13 protein-coding genes and 1 pseudogene are annotated in these 15,353 nt (G+C 69.4%); 10 read left to right on the top strand and 4 right to left on the bottom strand.

The features are described from left to right. Nucleotides 1–51: 51 nt before the first annotated feature. Nucleotides 52–4,026: a type VII secretion protein EccCa gene (gene eccCa, locus ABD340_RS22890; protein WP_344591464.1), complete on the bottom strand. Its 3,975-nt coding sequence runs from the start codon at nucleotides 4,024–4,026 to the stop codon at nucleotides 52–54. Between the two features lie 215 nt (nucleotides 4,027–4,241). Between eccCa and ABD340_RS22885 the strand changes: the two genes are divergently transcribed. Both ABD340_RS22885 and ABD340_RS22880 read left to right on the top strand, forming a co-directional pair. After that, entirely contained in the window at nucleotides 4,242–4,571 is a 330-nt protein-coding gene (locus ABD340_RS22885; protein WP_344591462.1) for a WXG100 family type VII secretion target, read from the top strand. An 18-nt stretch (nucleotides 4,572–4,589) separates the two neighbouring features. After that, nucleotides 4,590–4,892: a WXG100 family type VII secretion target gene (locus tag ABD340_RS22880; RefSeq protein ID WP_344591460.1), complete on the top strand. Its 303-nt coding sequence runs from the start codon at nucleotides 4,590–4,592 to the stop codon at nucleotides 4,890–4,892. 53 nt (nucleotides 4,893–4,945) lie between these two features. Here the strand turns inward: ABD340_RS22880 and mycP are convergent, their stop codons facing one another. Both mycP and ABD340_RS22870 read right to left on the bottom strand, forming a co-directional pair. Beyond that, nucleotides 4,946–6,232, bottom strand: a complete 1,287-nt coding sequence (mycP, locus tag ABD340_RS22875) for a type VII secretion-associated serine protease mycosin (RefSeq protein ID WP_344591458.1) — start codon at nucleotides 6,230–6,232, stop codon at nucleotides 4,946–4,948. Between the two features lie 727 nt (nucleotides 6,233–6,959). Next, entirely contained in the window at nucleotides 6,960–8,207 is a 1,248-nt protein-coding gene (locus ABD340_RS22870) for a hypothetical protein (RefSeq protein WP_344591456.1), read from the bottom strand. 72 nt (nucleotides 8,208–8,279) lie between these two features. On the opposite strand from ABD340_RS22870, the gene ABD340_RS22865 reads away from it, so the two are divergent. The 8 genes and pseudogenes from ABD340_RS22865 to ABD340_RS22835 all read left to right on the top strand — a co-directional run bounded on the left by ABD340_RS22865 (nucleotide 8,280) and on the right by ABD340_RS22835 (nucleotide 14,803). Further along, a complete protein-coding gene (locus ABD340_RS22865; RefSeq protein ID WP_344591454.1) occupies nucleotides 8,280–8,765 on the top strand; it encodes a calcium-binding protein in 486 nt (161 codons plus the stop codon). Nucleotides 8,766–9,164: 399 nt separating this feature from the next. Continuing rightward, complete coding sequence (locus ABD340_RS22860; protein ID WP_344591452.1) at nucleotides 9,165–9,332, top strand: hypothetical protein; 168 nt, start codon at nucleotides 9,165–9,167, stop codon at nucleotides 9,330–9,332. Continuing rightward, a pseudogene (locus tag ABD340_RS48010) lies at nucleotides 9,308–9,361 on the top strand (hypothetical protein); the annotation flags it as partial. The gene ABD340_RS22860 and the pseudogene ABD340_RS48010, both read left to right, overlap by 25 nt. A gap of 145 nt (nucleotides 9,362–9,506) precedes the next feature. Further along, on the top strand, nucleotides 9,507–9,797 hold the full coding sequence (locus ABD340_RS22855) for a hypothetical protein (RefSeq protein ID WP_344591451.1): 291 nt from the start codon (nucleotides 9,507–9,509) through the stop codon (nucleotides 9,795–9,797). 979 nt (nucleotides 9,798–10,776) lie between these two features. Beyond that, nucleotides 10,777–11,052, top strand: coding sequence for a MerR family transcriptional regulator (locus ABD340_RS22850; protein WP_344591450.1), 276 nt, complete (start codon nucleotides 10,777–10,779; stop codon nucleotides 11,050–11,052). A gap of 945 nt (nucleotides 11,053–11,997) precedes the next feature. Continuing rightward, nucleotides 11,998–13,281, top strand: a complete 1,284-nt coding sequence (ltrA, locus tag ABD340_RS22845) for a group II intron reverse transcriptase/maturase (protein ID WP_344591448.1) — start codon at nucleotides 11,998–12,000, stop codon at nucleotides 13,279–13,281. Nucleotides 13,282–13,346: 65 nt separating this feature from the next. After that, nucleotides 13,347–14,348, top strand: coding sequence for an integrase core domain-containing protein (locus ABD340_RS22840; RefSeq protein WP_344591447.1), 1,002 nt, complete (start codon nucleotides 13,347–13,349; stop codon nucleotides 14,346–14,348). Between the two features lie 140 nt (nucleotides 14,349–14,488). Then, complete coding sequence (locus tag ABD340_RS22835) at nucleotides 14,489–14,803, top strand: RICIN domain-containing protein (protein ID WP_344591446.1); 315 nt, start codon at nucleotides 14,489–14,491, stop codon at nucleotides 14,801–14,803. A gap of 74 nt (nucleotides 14,804–14,877) precedes the next feature. Here ABD340_RS22835 and ABD340_RS22830 read toward each other — a convergent pair whose 3' ends face one another. Beyond that, nucleotides 14,878–15,156, bottom strand: a complete 279-nt coding sequence (locus tag ABD340_RS22830) for a hypothetical protein (protein ID WP_344591445.1) — start codon at nucleotides 15,154–15,156, stop codon at nucleotides 14,878–14,880. Between the last annotated feature and the right edge of the window lie 197 nt (nucleotides 15,157–15,353).

Raw genomic sequence — 15,353 nt, 5'->3', positions numbered from 1 at the left:
GTGGCCTGGCGCGGGGGCGTGGGACAGCAAGCTGCCACCGCTCCTCGTGCCTCACTCCTCGGTGGGTGGGAGCCAGGCGAGTTGGAGGAGCCGGGGGTTGTGGCCGCGGGAGATCAGGCGGCCGCGGCCTGGGGGCAGCGGTTCCGGCTTGAGGCCGCCGAGCAGCGGGCCCTCGTCCTTGCTGCCGGAGAGCAAGAGGCCCGGAGAGCCGACGTCCCGTACGCGGGCCAGGAACTGCTCGTAAAGTCCGCGGCCGGCGCCGCCCGTACGCCGGGTGACCACCAGGTGCAGGCCCAGCTCGCGGCCTTGCGCCGTGTACTCCAGGAGCGGCAGGAACGGGTTGTCCACCGGGGTGGCGACCAGGTCGTAGTCGTCGACCAGGACGAACAGCTCGGGCCCGGTCCACCAGTTCCGCCTCCGCAGCTGCTCCGGGGTGATGTCCGGCCCGGGTCTGCGCAGCGCCATCGCGCGGGCGGCCTCGGAGATCAGGTGCCGGGAGCTCTCGGAGTCGGTGCCGTGGCCGAGCAGATACTCGTCCGGGACCTCGCCGAGCAGGCTGCGGCGATGGTCGATGAGCAGGATGCGGGCCTGGGCCGGCGTGCACGCGTCGGTGATCCGCCGCGCCACCAGGCGGAGGAACGCGGTCTTGCCGGCCTGCGCGTCACCCAGGAGCAGGAAGTGCGGGTCGGCGGCGAAGTCGATGGCGACCGGGCCCAGATCCTGCTCGGCGATGCCGACACTGAGCCGGACCTTGCCGTCGGCGACCGTGTCTCGTGCGGGAAGGGAGTTGTAGGGAACCGTCGAGGGGAGCAGTTTCACGCGCGGGGCCGCCTCGCCCCGCCATGCCTCGGAGACCGCCGTCACCAGCCGGTCGGTGGCCTCGCGGAGCCCGTCCTCGGCCTCCACACCGTCGATGCGCGGCAGCGCGAACAGCAGCTGGTGCTTGTCCCCGGTGACGCCGCGGCCGGGGGAGCCCTCGGGGACGCTGAGCGCGGCCATCCGGTCGACGGTGGTGTCGATCGGGTCGCCGAGGCGGAGTTCGGCTTTGCTGCCGAAGAGGTCGCGTACGGCGGGGCGGAGGTCGAAGGCGCGGCTCGCGGTGGCGATCACGTGTACGCCGTAGGCCAGCCCGCGGGTGGCCAGGTCGCCGACGGCCGTCTCGAGGTCCTCGAACTCCTTGCGGAGCGTCTGCCAGCCGTCCACCACCAGGAATACGTCGCCGTACGGGTCGTCGACGAACTCGCCGCGGGCCCGCGCGGCCCGGTATGCGGCGATGCCGTCCACGTCGTGCGCGGCGAAGCGCCGTTCCCGCTCCTCCAGGATGCCCGCGACCTGCGCCACCGTGCGTCGTACGGCACCCGCGTTCTGCCGGCCCGCGATGCCGCCCACGTGCGGCAGGCCGCGGAGTGCCGCCAGGGTGCCGCCGCCGAAGTCCAGACAGTAGAACTGGATCTCGCGTGGGGTGTGGGTGAGGGCCAGGCTGCTGATCACCGTACGCGCCGCGGTGCTCTTGCCACTGCGCGGCCCGCCCAGCACCAGCACGTGACCGGCCGCGGCCGACAGGTCGAACACCAGCGGATCGCGCCGCTGTTCCCGCGGCCGGTCCACGATGCCGGCGATCGCGTGCAGGCTTGCGGCCAGCCCGCGGCCACTCGCGCAGAGGCCGCGCTCCGGGCCGGTGGAGAGCTCGCCGAGGAGCGCGTCCAGCGCCGGCGGCTCGTCCAGCGGCGGCAGCCAGACCTGGTGGGCGGGGGTGCCGCGGCCGCTCAGCCGGTCCACCAGGATGTCCATCAGGCTGTCGACCGTCGGGTCGTCCAGGTCCTCCTCCTTGGCCGGCTCCACCGGGAGGACCGCGGGCGGCAGGTAGCCGGTGCCGTACTCCAGCGGCTCGGCGCCCCCGCCACCCGTGGGGCCGCCACCGGCCTCGGGCCGCCGGTAGGCGCCCGAGACGTACGCGGCGCGGAATCGGATCATGGGCTCCGAGCCGAACTTGAGGAACCCGTGCCCGGGGGCGGTCGGCAACTCGAACGCGTCCGTCACGCCCAGCACGGTCCGGCTGTCGATCGCGGAGAAGGTCCGCAGGCCGATCCGGTAAGCCAGGTGCGTGTCCAGGCCGCGCAGCCGTCCCTCCTCCAGCCGCTGAGAGGCCAGGAGCAGGTGTACGCCGAGCGCCCGGCCGATCCGCCCGATCTGCACGAACGTATCGATCAGGTCGGGCTTGGCGGACAGCAGCTCGCTGAACTCGTCGCAGATGACCAGCAGCGTGGGCACCTCGGGCAGCGGCGCGCCCGCCACGCGGGCCTGCTCGTAGTCGCGGAGTGAGGCGAAGTCGCCGGCGGCGCGGAGCAGCTCCTGGCGGCGGATGAGCTCGCCGTTGATGGCGTCGGTCATCCGATCCACCAGCGCCAGCTCGTCGGCGAGGTTGGTGATGACCGCGCTGGTGTGCGGCAGCCTGTCGAGCCGGGTGAAGGTGGCGCCGCCTTTGAAGTCGATCAGGGCGAAGTTGAGCGAGTTCGGCGGGTGATGGATGGCCAGGGCGAGTACGAGCGTACGGAGCAGCTCCGACTTGCCGGAGCCGGTCGCACCGATCAGCAGCCCGTGCGGGCCCATACCGTCCTGGGCCGACTCTTTGAGATCCACCTCGACCGGCGAGCCGTCCTCCCGGATACCGAACATCACCCGCAGCCGGTCCCGGTTCGGCCGCTTCACCCACGTGGACGTGGGATCGAAAGCGTACGGGTCGCCGAGGTCGAGCAGCTCGGCCAGGCCCAGATCGTTGCCGAGCGCTTCCCCGCTCACACCACTGGTGAGCCGGAGCGGCGCCAGGACACGGGCCAGCCCCTCTGCCTCGGCCACCTCCAGCATGTCGGCCCGGCCCAGCCCGGTCTCGCCGTCGAAGGTGGCGGCGGCCAGCGCGCCGTCGGCGGCCACGTCCAGCACGAGGGTCGTACGGTCCAGCGTGCGTGGCGGCGGGGTGGTGAGGTCGATGACCGTCACTCCCTCCAAGCCCGGGGGTGATGGCGGGGTGCCGGCCATCAGGTGGTCGGACCCGGCGACGGCGCCGCCGTCGATGATCACGACGAGGTGGGGGAGGGAGCCGCGCCGCGCGTCCGGGTCGAAGCGGGGACGGGAGCCGAGCAGGTCCTCCAGCATCGCCTCGATGCCGGGCACGGCCGGCGCCACCAGCCGCAGCGGGCCGGCGGCGTCGGACTTCTCCGGGTGCAGGGCGTGCGGCAGCCACTTCACCCAGTCCCAGTCCGCGGTCTCCCGGGGGCCGGCGCAGACGGCGATCCGCAGGTCGTCGGGTGCGTGCACGGTGGCGAGCTGCGCGACCATGGCGCGGAGGAGGCCGAGCGCGGCCGTACGGTCGCCGCGGACGTGCAGCCGCGCGAAACCGGTGAGCGCCACCGCCAGCGGCAGATCGCCGATGGCGCTGTAGGTGGTGAGGAAACGGCGGAGTGCCAGCGCCGACAGCGGCTCGAGCTGCTCCAGCGGTTTGGTGTCCGGCGGGATCAGCCGTGTTGCCGGGCTCTGCGGGCCGGTCCCGACCCGCACGACGGCGAAGTCGGCGTCCTCGGGCCTGCGTTCCCAGAGCCGGTGACTGGCCGCGACCGACCATAGGGCGCCCGGCTCCGGGTGCAGGTACATCAGGGCGTCCCGCTGCCTGGCGACCGAGCGGCGCATCCGCATCCGGTGCTGGGCGAGCCCGCGCATGTAGAGCCGCCTGCCGGTGTCCATCTCCTGTCTGCTCGGGCCCGAGCTCCGCATGATCGCGAAGATCACGATCGCCACGACGATGACGACGAGTACCGCGAGGACGACGTTGCGCAGGGCGGGCGACAAGCGGCTGGAGGAGTTCAGCAGCACCATGCCCATGATCCCGACCATGGGCAGCAGGAAGAGCATCTGCGTCCACTGCCGGGCGCCGGGCAGCGGGATCTCCGGCGGCGCCTCCAGCACCAACTCCCCGGAGGGCAGCGCCGGGCCGGGTTTGCGTGCGTGGCGCCGTACGACCTCGGTGCCCACGGTGTTCCTCCTGGCGTCGACGGCTCGTCTCAGCGGACTGGCCTATCGTCACCCGGTGGTCGTACGGCGTGCGGGTGCTGGCAGGAAGGTGACGGTCGCCAGGGCCGTCCGGGGCTGGCAGGAAGCGGACCGAGCCCGCCAAGGAGGCGTACGCGCATTTACGTTTCCGAGGACTTCCCGCGTCCGGCGGGGACGACAGTGAAAGGAGGGAGCGCATGACGGAGCAGCTGCATGGCGTGATCGGAACGCTCGACCGGGCGGCCGTCATGGCCGGCAACGTGGCGGGCAACATCGAGGGCCACCGGGCCTCGCTGCAGCCCGTCGTGGCCGCGCTGCAGGGCCAGTGGGTCGGGCAGGCGCCGATCGCCTTCACCCAGGCCCACGCGAACTGGGAGCAGGGCATCACCCGGCTCGTCGCGGCCTTGAACAACCTGGGCGAGAACACCCGGTTCTCGTCGGCCCAGTACGTGACGGCCGACGAGACCGGCACCGCGGCGGTCAACCAGGCCGCCGGTGGGGCGCCGTTCAACGGTGCGCTCGCCTAGGAGAGGAGGAATGCTCACATGACCGAAGTGATCAGAGGCAACTTCGGCCAGCTGGACGACCTCGCCCAGCAGATCATGAACGCGGTCGGGCGCGTCCAGGAGGAGATGGACACCTGGCGCAGCACCTCCGGTGCGACCGAGGCGGACTGGATGGACGCGGCCGGTGGCCAGTTCGCGGAGGTCAGCGCAGCCTGGCAGCAGGTGTCCACCGCGCAGCAGCAGATGCTCGACGCGCTGCGCGGGGGTGTCATCACCGCCAACGGTGAGCTCCAGCAGGCGCTCTCGGCGGCGGTCGCGCGGGTCGGCAGCACCACGATCTGACCCGCAACGCAGAGAGGGAGCAGCGTGGGCTGTTCCCTCTCTGCACTCGGGGGTCAGCGTTCGGGGGAGGGCGGGTCGAGGAGGAAGACCTGGTCCGGGGGTTCCTCGCGGCCCGGCGCGGGCGGCAGGGCTTCGGCGGGGCGCGGGCGCCAGCCGGTGCGGCGGCCTCCGGCGAAGATCACCGCCATGATCAGCATGAGCGGGGCGACCCCGGCGGTGGCGATCAACACGGTCTGGGCGGAGTCGTCTCGCCGCTCCCACCAGGCCTCCGTACGCTCCCGCTTCGGGTCGGCGACGGCGGGCCGCACGGTCGGCGGTGGGGCGGGGGCGGCCGTGGTCATCCCGTCGATGACGGCGCGGTACGGGTTGATCAGCCCGGCGCCGTACGCAGGGCCGCCCGGGCCCCCAGGTGTGGGTGTCGCGGTCGCCTTGAGACGTTTCGCGACCTCGTCGGCGGAGAGTTCCGGCCGGCGTGCGCGGACCAGTGCCGCGGCGCCCGAGGCGAAAGCCGCGGCGACACTGGTCCCGTCCCAGTACCGGTGCCCACCCGCGCGTACGGCGGCGAGCACGTCCCCACCCGGCGCGACCAGGTCCACGTGCGGCCCGGTCTGCGACCCGGAGAGCAGCACGCCGCTCTGGCCCACCGCCCCGACCCCGATCACCCCCGGATAGGCGGCCGGGTACGCGGGCCCACTCCCGCCCTGCCGGGCGTTGCCCGCGGCCGCGAGCACCAGAACGTCCTTGGAGCGGGCTTCTCTGATGGCGTCCTCCACGTAGTGGTCCTTCGCCGTGCCGGCCAGGGACAGGTTGATCACCTTGGCCCCGGACTTGACCGCGTACCAGATGCCACGGGCCAGAACCTTGGAGTCGATCCGCTCCGCATCACCGTTCGCGCCGACTTCCCGGTCGCTCACCCGTACGGGCAGGATGCGCGCTTCCGGCGCCAGCCCGGCGAAGCCGACGCCCGAGGACCGGCGGGCCGCGATGATGCTCGCCACGGCGGTGCCGTGTGAGGTGCAGTCGAAGTTGCCGGGGTAGTCGCCTTGGAGGTAGAAGTCCTCGCCGCGCAGTACCGCGCCGTCCCGCATCTGCGGGTGGTCCGAGTCCACTCCGGAGTCGATCACGGCAACGGTCACACCCTTGCCTGTGCTGTGCGGCCAGACCGACTTCGGGTCCAGCATGCGCTGCGCCCACGGCAGCTCCTTGATCGCTGGCAGTGCCTCGTCCGGGTTGGTGCAGACTCCCGCGGGCGGCTCCGCCGCGGCGGCCATCGGCGCGAACGCCACGGCGCCCACCGCGACCACCGCCGAGACGAGCGCCCGGCCGATCGTAGGCTTCATGCCCGCAACATAGATTCGCCGCCGGGACCGACGGCGGCGCTGGCACGTTCCTGCCGGGCCGGTCAGAAAGCGCGGCCCCCAGCCGGGCGAGCCCCGCTGGCTTGCTCCGATGCCGGGGGCAGATGGTGTTGGCAGTGTTCAGGCCGGCTGGGCCGCGACAGGCCGCGGTGGCCCGGTCACCTGAGCGTGCCGCGCAAGAGACCCCACGTGACCCGACCCGACGAACCGGCACCATCCGCCATCGCCGGCCAGTGAACCTCAACGGCGGCCGCAGTTCCGAGCCGCCGATCCGCCCAGCCAGATGTCCGGTTTGAATGGATACGGGCGGTACTCGGGGACCAAGATCGTCCCCGGTTCGGCCCCGCGAGCCAACATGGAACCAACGTGGGGACGAATCGGGATGGAACCGGCGGTGGGCAAAGCGGGGCATTTTCGCGTTTGCCCAGGTCAAACGTGGTGGGTCGCGTGGGGCTCGAACCCACAACCTACGGATTAAAAGTGCCCAGGGACCATATTAATCCGGAGCTTTCAGTGCCGGGCAATGCCATTCTGTCCACGTCCAGCCCGATTTCCGTACTGGGCAGTGCCGTCGTATGACGGCCGGTACCGATTCCGCCGAGCCAACAACGAGCCAACATGGTCGCTGTTGACCGTGGCCTGTGAACGTCAGCACCCTCGCTACCGTTTGCCGGTTCGCGCTGCTGCGCCTCGGTGGTGGCGGGATGTGTCAGGGGCGTAGGCCGGCCCGGTCGAGTTTGGCGATGAACGAGGTCTTGCGTTTGTGTCGGTCACGGAAGTCGGTCAGGTACAGCGGGAAGCGTGCTTCGTCGCCGGACCGTCGATAGACCTCGCCGAGCCGAGCGATCATCTTGATCGCCTTGTTGTAGCGGTACTTGTCGCTGGTGTTCTGCAGTCGAAGCTCGATGAGGTCCTGATAGGGCGCCCGCACGTCGCCGGGATGATCGACTTCGCGGAGTTCGATGAGCTGGAGCCAGTGTGATTCGTGGAGTTCGTTTGAGTGTGTGATGGCGAGTTCCCATGCCTCGTCCAGCAGGTTCTCGTCGATCAACACGTTGAGCAGTTCGGTCACGTACCGTCGGTCGACCCCGGCCCTGCCCCGTATCACGCTCAGCGCCTGGGCTCGCTCCTGTCGCCATCGGCCGATCCGCTCAGCCGTGCGGCGCAGCGCCGTGTAGTCGCGGTGCATTGTGCGCTGCTCCAACGCCGAACGCCGCAGTTCTAGTGCCTCTTCGCCGCGATCGTTGTCCAGCAGCAGGTCCACGAGTCGGTCGCGCAACTCGTCGGCCTGGTGTCCCGCCACATCCAGTGACAGGCCCTTGCGTGCCCACAACTCTGCGTCCTGGGCGCGTCCGGCCGCGTGAAGCACTTTCACGATCTCGGTGTAGCGGTAGGTTCCGCGCAGGTCCTCGGCCAATATCGCGACGTGTGCGTCGACGTCGCCGGACACCGCGGCCAACTGCTCCCGCAGATCCCGTACGCCCACAGTGGCCGTCCAGGAGTCCGGGTCTTCGGTGATGCGGCGTTCGGTCACAAGGCGGGCGAGTTCGGCCAGGCCACGTCCTCCCAGCGCGTCCTTGAACTCCGATAGCCGGACGTCTGGCCAGCCAGGCCCGTCCAGCCGCGTCTTGACCAACCATGCGGCCAGCCGTTTGGGGTCCGGTGGTGCCGCCATGCACGCCTTGGCGTAAAGGGACATCAGTTCGTGCAGCGGGTCGCCCACGATGCCCGATGAATCGTCCAGGTACAGCAGCGCCGCGGTGACTCGCTCTACCGCACGCCGGGCCAGCGGCACCGCCTGCGCCGCCTGCCCGTGCTCGATCAGGCTATCGATCTGCGCCGCGACCTCATCGGCCCGTGTTGCATACTCCCGACGCCCCTTGGAGGGGTGTCGGCGGCGGTCCCACCGCAGCCCGTCGATCAACCTCCGCACCTCATCGACCTGCGTGTTCGTCATCAGACCATTCAAGCGGAACGACCGGCCCCGACCGGCGGCGCATTGGCAGTGTCTTTCACTACGCTGATGGGCGTGGCGGAACCGGCCAAGGCCGATCTGGACGCGTTGGTGGCGCAGGCGATCGTGGACGCCTACGACGAGCACGAGCAGCGCACCGGTTTCCACGTCATGATCGAGGACGGTCTGGACGTCCCCTTCCAGACCTCCGTCCTGGGTATGACGCCTACCGGCACTGGGTCGGCTGACCGGAAGCCCCGACGAGCGAATACCAGTACTACGAGTTCCTCGCCGTCGACGAGCCCTTGGAAGAGCAGCGGCAGGCCGAGGTCCGTTGCGCTGTCGACCCGGGCCCGCATCACCGCCACCAGTTTCACCAACGAGTACCACTGGGGCGATTTCCGGGGCGATCCGCGCAGGATGATGCAGCGTTATTACGACGCTCACCTGTACGTCGCCAACTGGGGGACCCATCGGGTCATGCTGCGCCTGCCCCGTGCGCTCCTGGCGTGCCACGCGCCCGGTCAACGAACTCACGGTGCCGATGGGCATGGACGCTGACTAACCGTCCCCGCATTTCCTTCCATGCCTTCATCGCCTGGTTGGTCGGGACGAGCACGCGCCGCCAAAGGCCAGCCCGCAGTGAGATCTTCAGCTCGAGGGCAGGGACCGGGGGTGGGGAGCCGGGCAGCGCGTCCAGCAGTCGTGCGGCTTGGGGGTGGCCGCTGGCCCGAACCGCTTGGGTCGAGGTCGCCGTCGAGAGTGTCGAGGAGGGTGTAACGTGCCTCGGCCGGGCCGTACCGGTCGAGCGCGCCCAGGGCCCGGTCGACGGTGGTCCAGGCGAGATCGGCGGTTCCGGGCGGGTGCCTTGCCCGAGGTAGGCGATGGCACACCGGGCGTGCGCCGCGAGCATGGGATGCCCGGTGGCTTCCGGCGAGCGCGCCTCCGTGCGGGGACCTGATGGAACGGTTCTCCGCCGCAGACGTGACGATCAAGGTGCTCGACCTGACGGCCCAAGCCAACGCGGTGCCCTGCTCCGCCGCCGTCATCTGGTCAGCCGACTACCCGCTGCTCTCCCACGGCTTCGGGCCCACTCGGACCCCGTGGTCGCGCTCGCCCGCGCGCTGACCGAAGCGGCCCAGAGCCGGTTGACGAGCATCAGCGGGCGTTTCAGCGCAGTTGATCACTACGGCGCGCATGGGCGCCCGTCCCGGCTGCACAGCGCGGGCGCGGCGGTGCGCACGACCGCCGGTAGGGGACGCCGGCACCGCGCTGCACCCGGCTCGGGAGGGAGGCGATCCGTTGACGGCCATGCCGGGCTCGGGTACAGGCCGTGTCGGGGGCGACCGGGAGATCGCCGAGCGTCTCGACGTCGCCAAGATTTCCTACGAGCGGCTGGACGACCTGGCCCTCGCTGCCCGAGTTCGGCGAGGGTGCGAGCTGTGGCGCTGGCCCGGTTCTGGCCGCCACATGCTCGCCCTGCAGGGCGAGCAGATCGGCGACGCCGAGCACGCCGGGTTCTCCGCGCAGTGGAAGGACTCCACCATGGCCGGCGTTGCCATCACCGTTGATGCCTCCCGCCGGGGCGCCTAGGCCACCCGGCGCCTAGGCCACCCGCAAGCAAGCCCTGGCCCAGATCGTCCTAGCGCACAGAGCGTGTGCAAGAACCGCCGGGGACGCTGACGCCCGAACCTGTGCAGACCAAGCGCCGTCCCGCCGGGTTCCACGCGGGGCGGCGCTTCGGCCGTTTGGCGGTGGCGTCTCGGTAAGGGCGTGCCGCGATCGGCCGTCAGGGCCCTCCGCTCAGGTCGGTGTCTCGGGCGCAAAGCAGCTCTGCGTGGTTGACGTCACGCACCGGCGGTAGATAATCGCATCAGTCAGTCTCCGAAAATCTCTGCCGATCAAGGTAGATATTCGCGGCGGACTGGGGTAGTGTTCCTCCCATCGAAGAGGAACAAGTCCATGAGACGCGGCAGATGACGAACTGCCCGCACAGATGGATGGCGCGGGCCGGACGTGCCGGGGTCAACGCAGTGAAAGGGACCCCGGCAGCCGGCCGCGCACCCGGCGGCCAACGGGCCGCCGACGGCAAGGTAAGTGGCAACACCTCAGAAGACACAGTTAACGCAGGTAGGGAAAATACGGAAGGAGGGTGTCGGCACCATCGGGATCGCCCGTCGCAGGCTCCAGTCACGCCGCGCGGGTACCGCAGCCCCACAGATTGGACGGTGGTCTACGGTCACGCATCCGCGATCCCCGCGCCCCCGCCCCAAGCGGTCGGCGCGGAAGTCAACCGGCCGCAGCGCCGGATAGATGGTGTTGTACCTCATGGCCCCGGCGCCGTCTTTGGCGCCGGGGCCCGTCGCTTCCCAGAACGCATCCGGTACCTACACCCACGACAGTACGGAAGGTTTTGTGACAGCACCTCAGCCGGTTAGGCCCGGCACTCAGCCCGCACACCGCGACCCGGACCCCGCCGAGCCCGGTCCGGTGCAGGACAACCGGGCTCGACAACGAGTCCGCCAGCGGGCTGGACGACAAGCTGGAAGACGAGGACTACCCCGCCTACAGCATGGGCCGGGCCGCCGAACTCCTGGGCGTCACCCCGGGGTTCCTGCGCGGCCTGGACGCCGCCAAGCTGTTCGTTCCGCAACGCTCGACCGGCGGTCACCGCCGCTACTCCCGCTACCAGCTGCGCCTGGCCCAACGCGCCCGCGACCTGGTCGACCAGGGCACGGCGCTGGAGGCGGCCTGCCGCATCATCGTCCTGGAAGACCAGCTCGCCGAAGCCCAGCGCATCAACACCCAACTCCAACAGCGCATCAACCAGAACGCCGAACGTAACTGATCCGCCAAGGCCGCCGGCACCGACACCTCCACCAACATTGACGCTGAGGTCCTGGCGCACCTCCCCCGGCAGCGCAGCACGCCCCCGGCCGGAACTCAGGCCGGGGGCGTGCCGTGGCGAGCGGGACCACTCCGGCTGGATGCTGCACTTGCCGAGAGCCACGTCCGTGCAGGGAAAGGGCGTAGGGTCTGGGGGCTCTGGCGCCGACCTTGATCAGTCGCGGAGCAGGTCACGGCAAAGCGTGGCCGCGGGCAGGGCGAGCGGCTGTGCTGTTGCGACTGGCCTACTTGACCGTGGCGAACACGTTCGCGGTACTGCGTCTTCTTCCGATGACCGATCAGGAGAAGGACGCCGAGATTCGTGTGCCACGAACGTTGATGGAGGTTGCGATGTAGAAGGTCGTGATTTCTGGATGCGGTGCTGTGTCGGTGATGGAGGTGGGCCCTCCGGGATCGCTCTGCAGGGGGAGATCTCAAACCACCGCAAGCTGCTGCGGTTAAGAGCCGTGGTGGTGAGCGTTGCGGAAAAGGCGCACAAGATGCGTCAGGTGTGAACCGAGAAGGCGAACGTGAGTGAACCGCTGATGAAGTGTCGAAAGCGTTCAGGTGGCATCGAAACCGGAGTCGGAATCTTGCTCCGGGATGAGTCTGGCGGGTGCCTGCTGATTGGCCAGATGGTGTCCGGCATGAAGGTGGCGCGAGCTCGGTTCAGGCGCTGGCATGGAACGTGGGAACCTGTCGCCCCGGCGATGTCGGCCGGGTGTTGGACCGGCCGGCCGAAGGGAGTACCCCAAGCAGCTGAAACTGCAAGGGGCCGAGTACCGGTGCGGGGCACAGGGGCGGACCGGTTCGTAGTAGCGGTGATGCCCGGTAATGCGGGCGGAGCGAAGGGATCGGGTTGCCCGGGTTCGTTCGACGACCAACCGGAATGCCCGGGAGGAGTCGGGTGAGCGGACCGAAGTCGCAGGACAAGCCGTTTGTGATCGACAAGATCGTGGTGTGGGAGGCCTTTGGGAGGGTCAAGAGCAACAAGGGTGCGGCGGGAGTCGACGAGGAGTCGATCGGGGAGTTCGAGGCGGATCGGGACCGGAATCTGTACAAGATCTGGAATCGGCTTTCCTCGGGTTCTTACTTCCCGCCGCCGGTGAAGGCGGTGGAGATCCCCAAGGCAGATGGCAAAGGGGTGCGTGTCCTGGGCATTCCGACGGTCGCTGATCGGATCGCCCAGACGGTGGTGCGGATGTATCTGGAGCCGGAGGTCGAACCGATCTTCCATCCCGATTCCTACGGCTACCGGCCTGGCAGGTCCGCGTTGGACGCGGTCGGGACGTGCCGTCGGCGGTGCTGGCGGGCGGACTGGGTGATCGATATGGACATCCGGGCGTTCTTCGACACCGTGCCCTGGGATCTGATGCTCAAGGCGGTCGCCCACCATATTTCGCCGGACCGCCGGTGGATCCTGCTGTATGTGGAGCGGTGGCTCAAAGCACCGCTCCGGCAGCGGGATGGCACCGTGGTCGCCCGGGAACGCGGAACCCCGCAGGGATCGGCGATCTCACCGTTGCTGGCGAACCTGTTCATGCATTACGCGTTCGACGCATGGATGGTCCGGGAGTTCCCCGCCGTCCAGTTCGAACGATATTGCGATGATGTGGTGGTGCATTGCCGCAGTGAAATGCAGGCCCGGCAGATTCGGGCTGCGATCGCTGCGCGCTTGGCGCAGGTCGGTCTGGAACTGCACCCGGACAAGACCCGGATCGTCTACTGCAAGGACGCGAACCGGGAGGGCATCTTCGCGCTTACCCAGTTCACGTTTCTGGGGTATACGTTCCGTCCTCGGCTGGCGCAGAGCAGGCACGGCAGGTATTTCGTGTCGTTCCTGCCCGCGGTCAGCAAGGAAGCGGTGACGCGGATAGGCCGGGAGATTCGTTCCTGGCATGTCAGCACACGCAGTGACAAGTCCCTCGGCGACCTGGCCAGGATGTTCAACAACGTTCTGCAAGGGTGGATCAACTACTACGGGCGCTTCTACAAGTCTGTGTTGGTCCGCCTCCTGCGTAGGCTCAACCGGCATCTGGCATGGTGGGCCTGCCAAAAGTACAAACGGCTGCGCCGTCGACGCAGGCGCGCGATGGCATGGCTGGCCGAGGTCGCTCAACGCGCACCCGGCCTATTCGCGCACTGGCGCTTTGGCGCACGTCCTGGCGGCCGGGTAATGGGAGCCGGATGAGCTGAGAGGCTCACGTCCGGTTCTACGAGAGCCGGGAGGTGAAATTCCTCCCGGCTACTCACCTGGTGCTGCGGCATCAGATCACGGTGCTGGAGCGGCAACTCGACGGGACGAGGGTGCGGTTTACCAGTCCGGACCGAGCACTGCTCGCGGCGCTGCTGCACCGGTTGCCTCCCGTGGCACTGCGGCGGATGCGGCTCCTGGTACGGCCGGACACGGTGCTGCGCTGGCACCGAGACCTGATCGCAGGTCGGCACGCCGCCCGATCCAAACCCAAACGGCCAGGCCGCCCACCCACCGTCCGCTCCATCCGGCTGCTCGTACTTCGCATGGTTCGCGAGAACCCGAGCTGGGGCTACCGGCGGGTGCACGGCGAGTTGCTGGTGCTCGGCATCCAGGTGGCCGCATCCACGGTCTGGGAAATCCTCAGGGACGCTGGCATCGACCCGACACCTCAGCGTTCCTCCGCCACCTGGGCCGGCTTTCTGCGCTCGCAGGCCGAGGCGCTGCTGGCGTGTGACTTCCTGGAGACCGTCACGCTCACGGGTACGCGCATGTACGTGCTGGCGGTGATCGAGCATCACATCCGCCGGATCCGCGTCCTGGGCGCCACCGCCCACCCGACCGCGCCGTGGGTGACGCAGGCGGCCAAGAACCTGGTCATGGACCTGGAAGACGCCGACTGCCGGGCGCGCTTCCTGATCCGTGACCACGACGGCAAGTTCCCCGACCTGTTCGACGCCGTCCTGGCCGATGTGGGTATCCGGGTGGTGCTGACCGGGGTGCGGATGCCGAGGATGAACGCGGTCATGGAACGGTGGGTGCAGACCTGTCGCCGTGAACTCCTCGACCGCACGCTGATCTGGAACCAGCGTCACCTGCTCCACACACTTCGCGAGTTCGAGACCTTCTACAACCTGCATCGGCTGCACCAGGGCATCGCCAACGCACGCCCGACGAAGCTGCTGCCTCCACCGATCACCGGACCGGACGAGATCGCCCACCTGAACATCCGGAGAGCGCAACGTCTGGGCGGAATCCTCAACGAGTACGAGCATGCCGCTTGACCTGCGCATGCCGTCTGGCTCGTCCGAAATCGGGCGAGCCAGACGGCATCTCCGGACCCATGACGGCCCGATTACCCAGGCGCAGTGCAACAGCAACACCGACGACAACCAGTTGTGGAACCTGGAGAAGAAGTACGGCATTGCAGGGCCCCGGCGGGACGCCCCTCTTCCAGATCCGCAACGTCATGGACTCCAAGTGCCTGGACCTCGGCGGATACGGAGGCAGCCCGAGCGGCACGAAGGTGCAGGAGTTCCCGTGCAACGGCACGACCGCGGACAACCAGCTGTGGTGGCTGGACGAGCGGGCGGACGGCACGTACTGGATCCGCAACTTCGCCAGCGACAGCAAGTGCCTGGACCCCTACGCGAAGAACGACGACAACAGGAACCTGATCATCTGGCCCAGCGCGCCGGAGAACCGCAACAACCACGCGTGGATCTTCACCCGCAAGTGACGCCGTCACCAGCGAGCCCGTGAGCCCTCACCGCGTGGCCCCGGCGGCTTCCCGCCGGGGCCGCCGTCGTGGCATCAGGCCCCTTCCTCGGTTCCCGGGGCCGTCGCGATATCGGGCAGGTCCGTGATGAGGCCCGGCCGGTCCCCGGCGGTTTCGGGCTCGGGCCAGCCACTGAACGTGCCGGGCACGGGCCACTCGTCCGCGGCCTGTGCCTCGTACCGCTCCAGATCGGCCTTGCTCTGCCGCAGCGCACTCACCTCGACAAGCTGCGCCACCGGCGCGGAGGAGCTGAGAAACAGCACTTCCTTCCCCTCGGGGACCAGCAGCACGGGCTGCTCGGCGGACAAACCCACGGGGGCGTGGTCAGATCCGCGAGCTTGATGTCGCGGGCGGGGTCCAACGGCGGCAGGCCGGCGTCCGGCACATCGGCCTCGGTCACCCGTCCGACGGCCCAGCCACGCAGGCCCCCCTCGGTCACCGGCGGCTCCACGTCGGCCTCCTCCGGGGCGCGGGCCTACGCCGGTCATTCGTAGGATCGGTGAGCCCGAGG

The organism is Actinomadura vinacea, from assembly GCF_039532545.1.
GTDB lineage: Bacteria > Actinomycetota > Actinomycetes > Streptosporangiales > Streptosporangiaceae > Spirillospora > Spirillospora vinacea.
The sequence above is the reverse complement of the archived record's forward strand: the minus strand, read 5'-3'. Positions and strand labels throughout refer to the sequence as shown.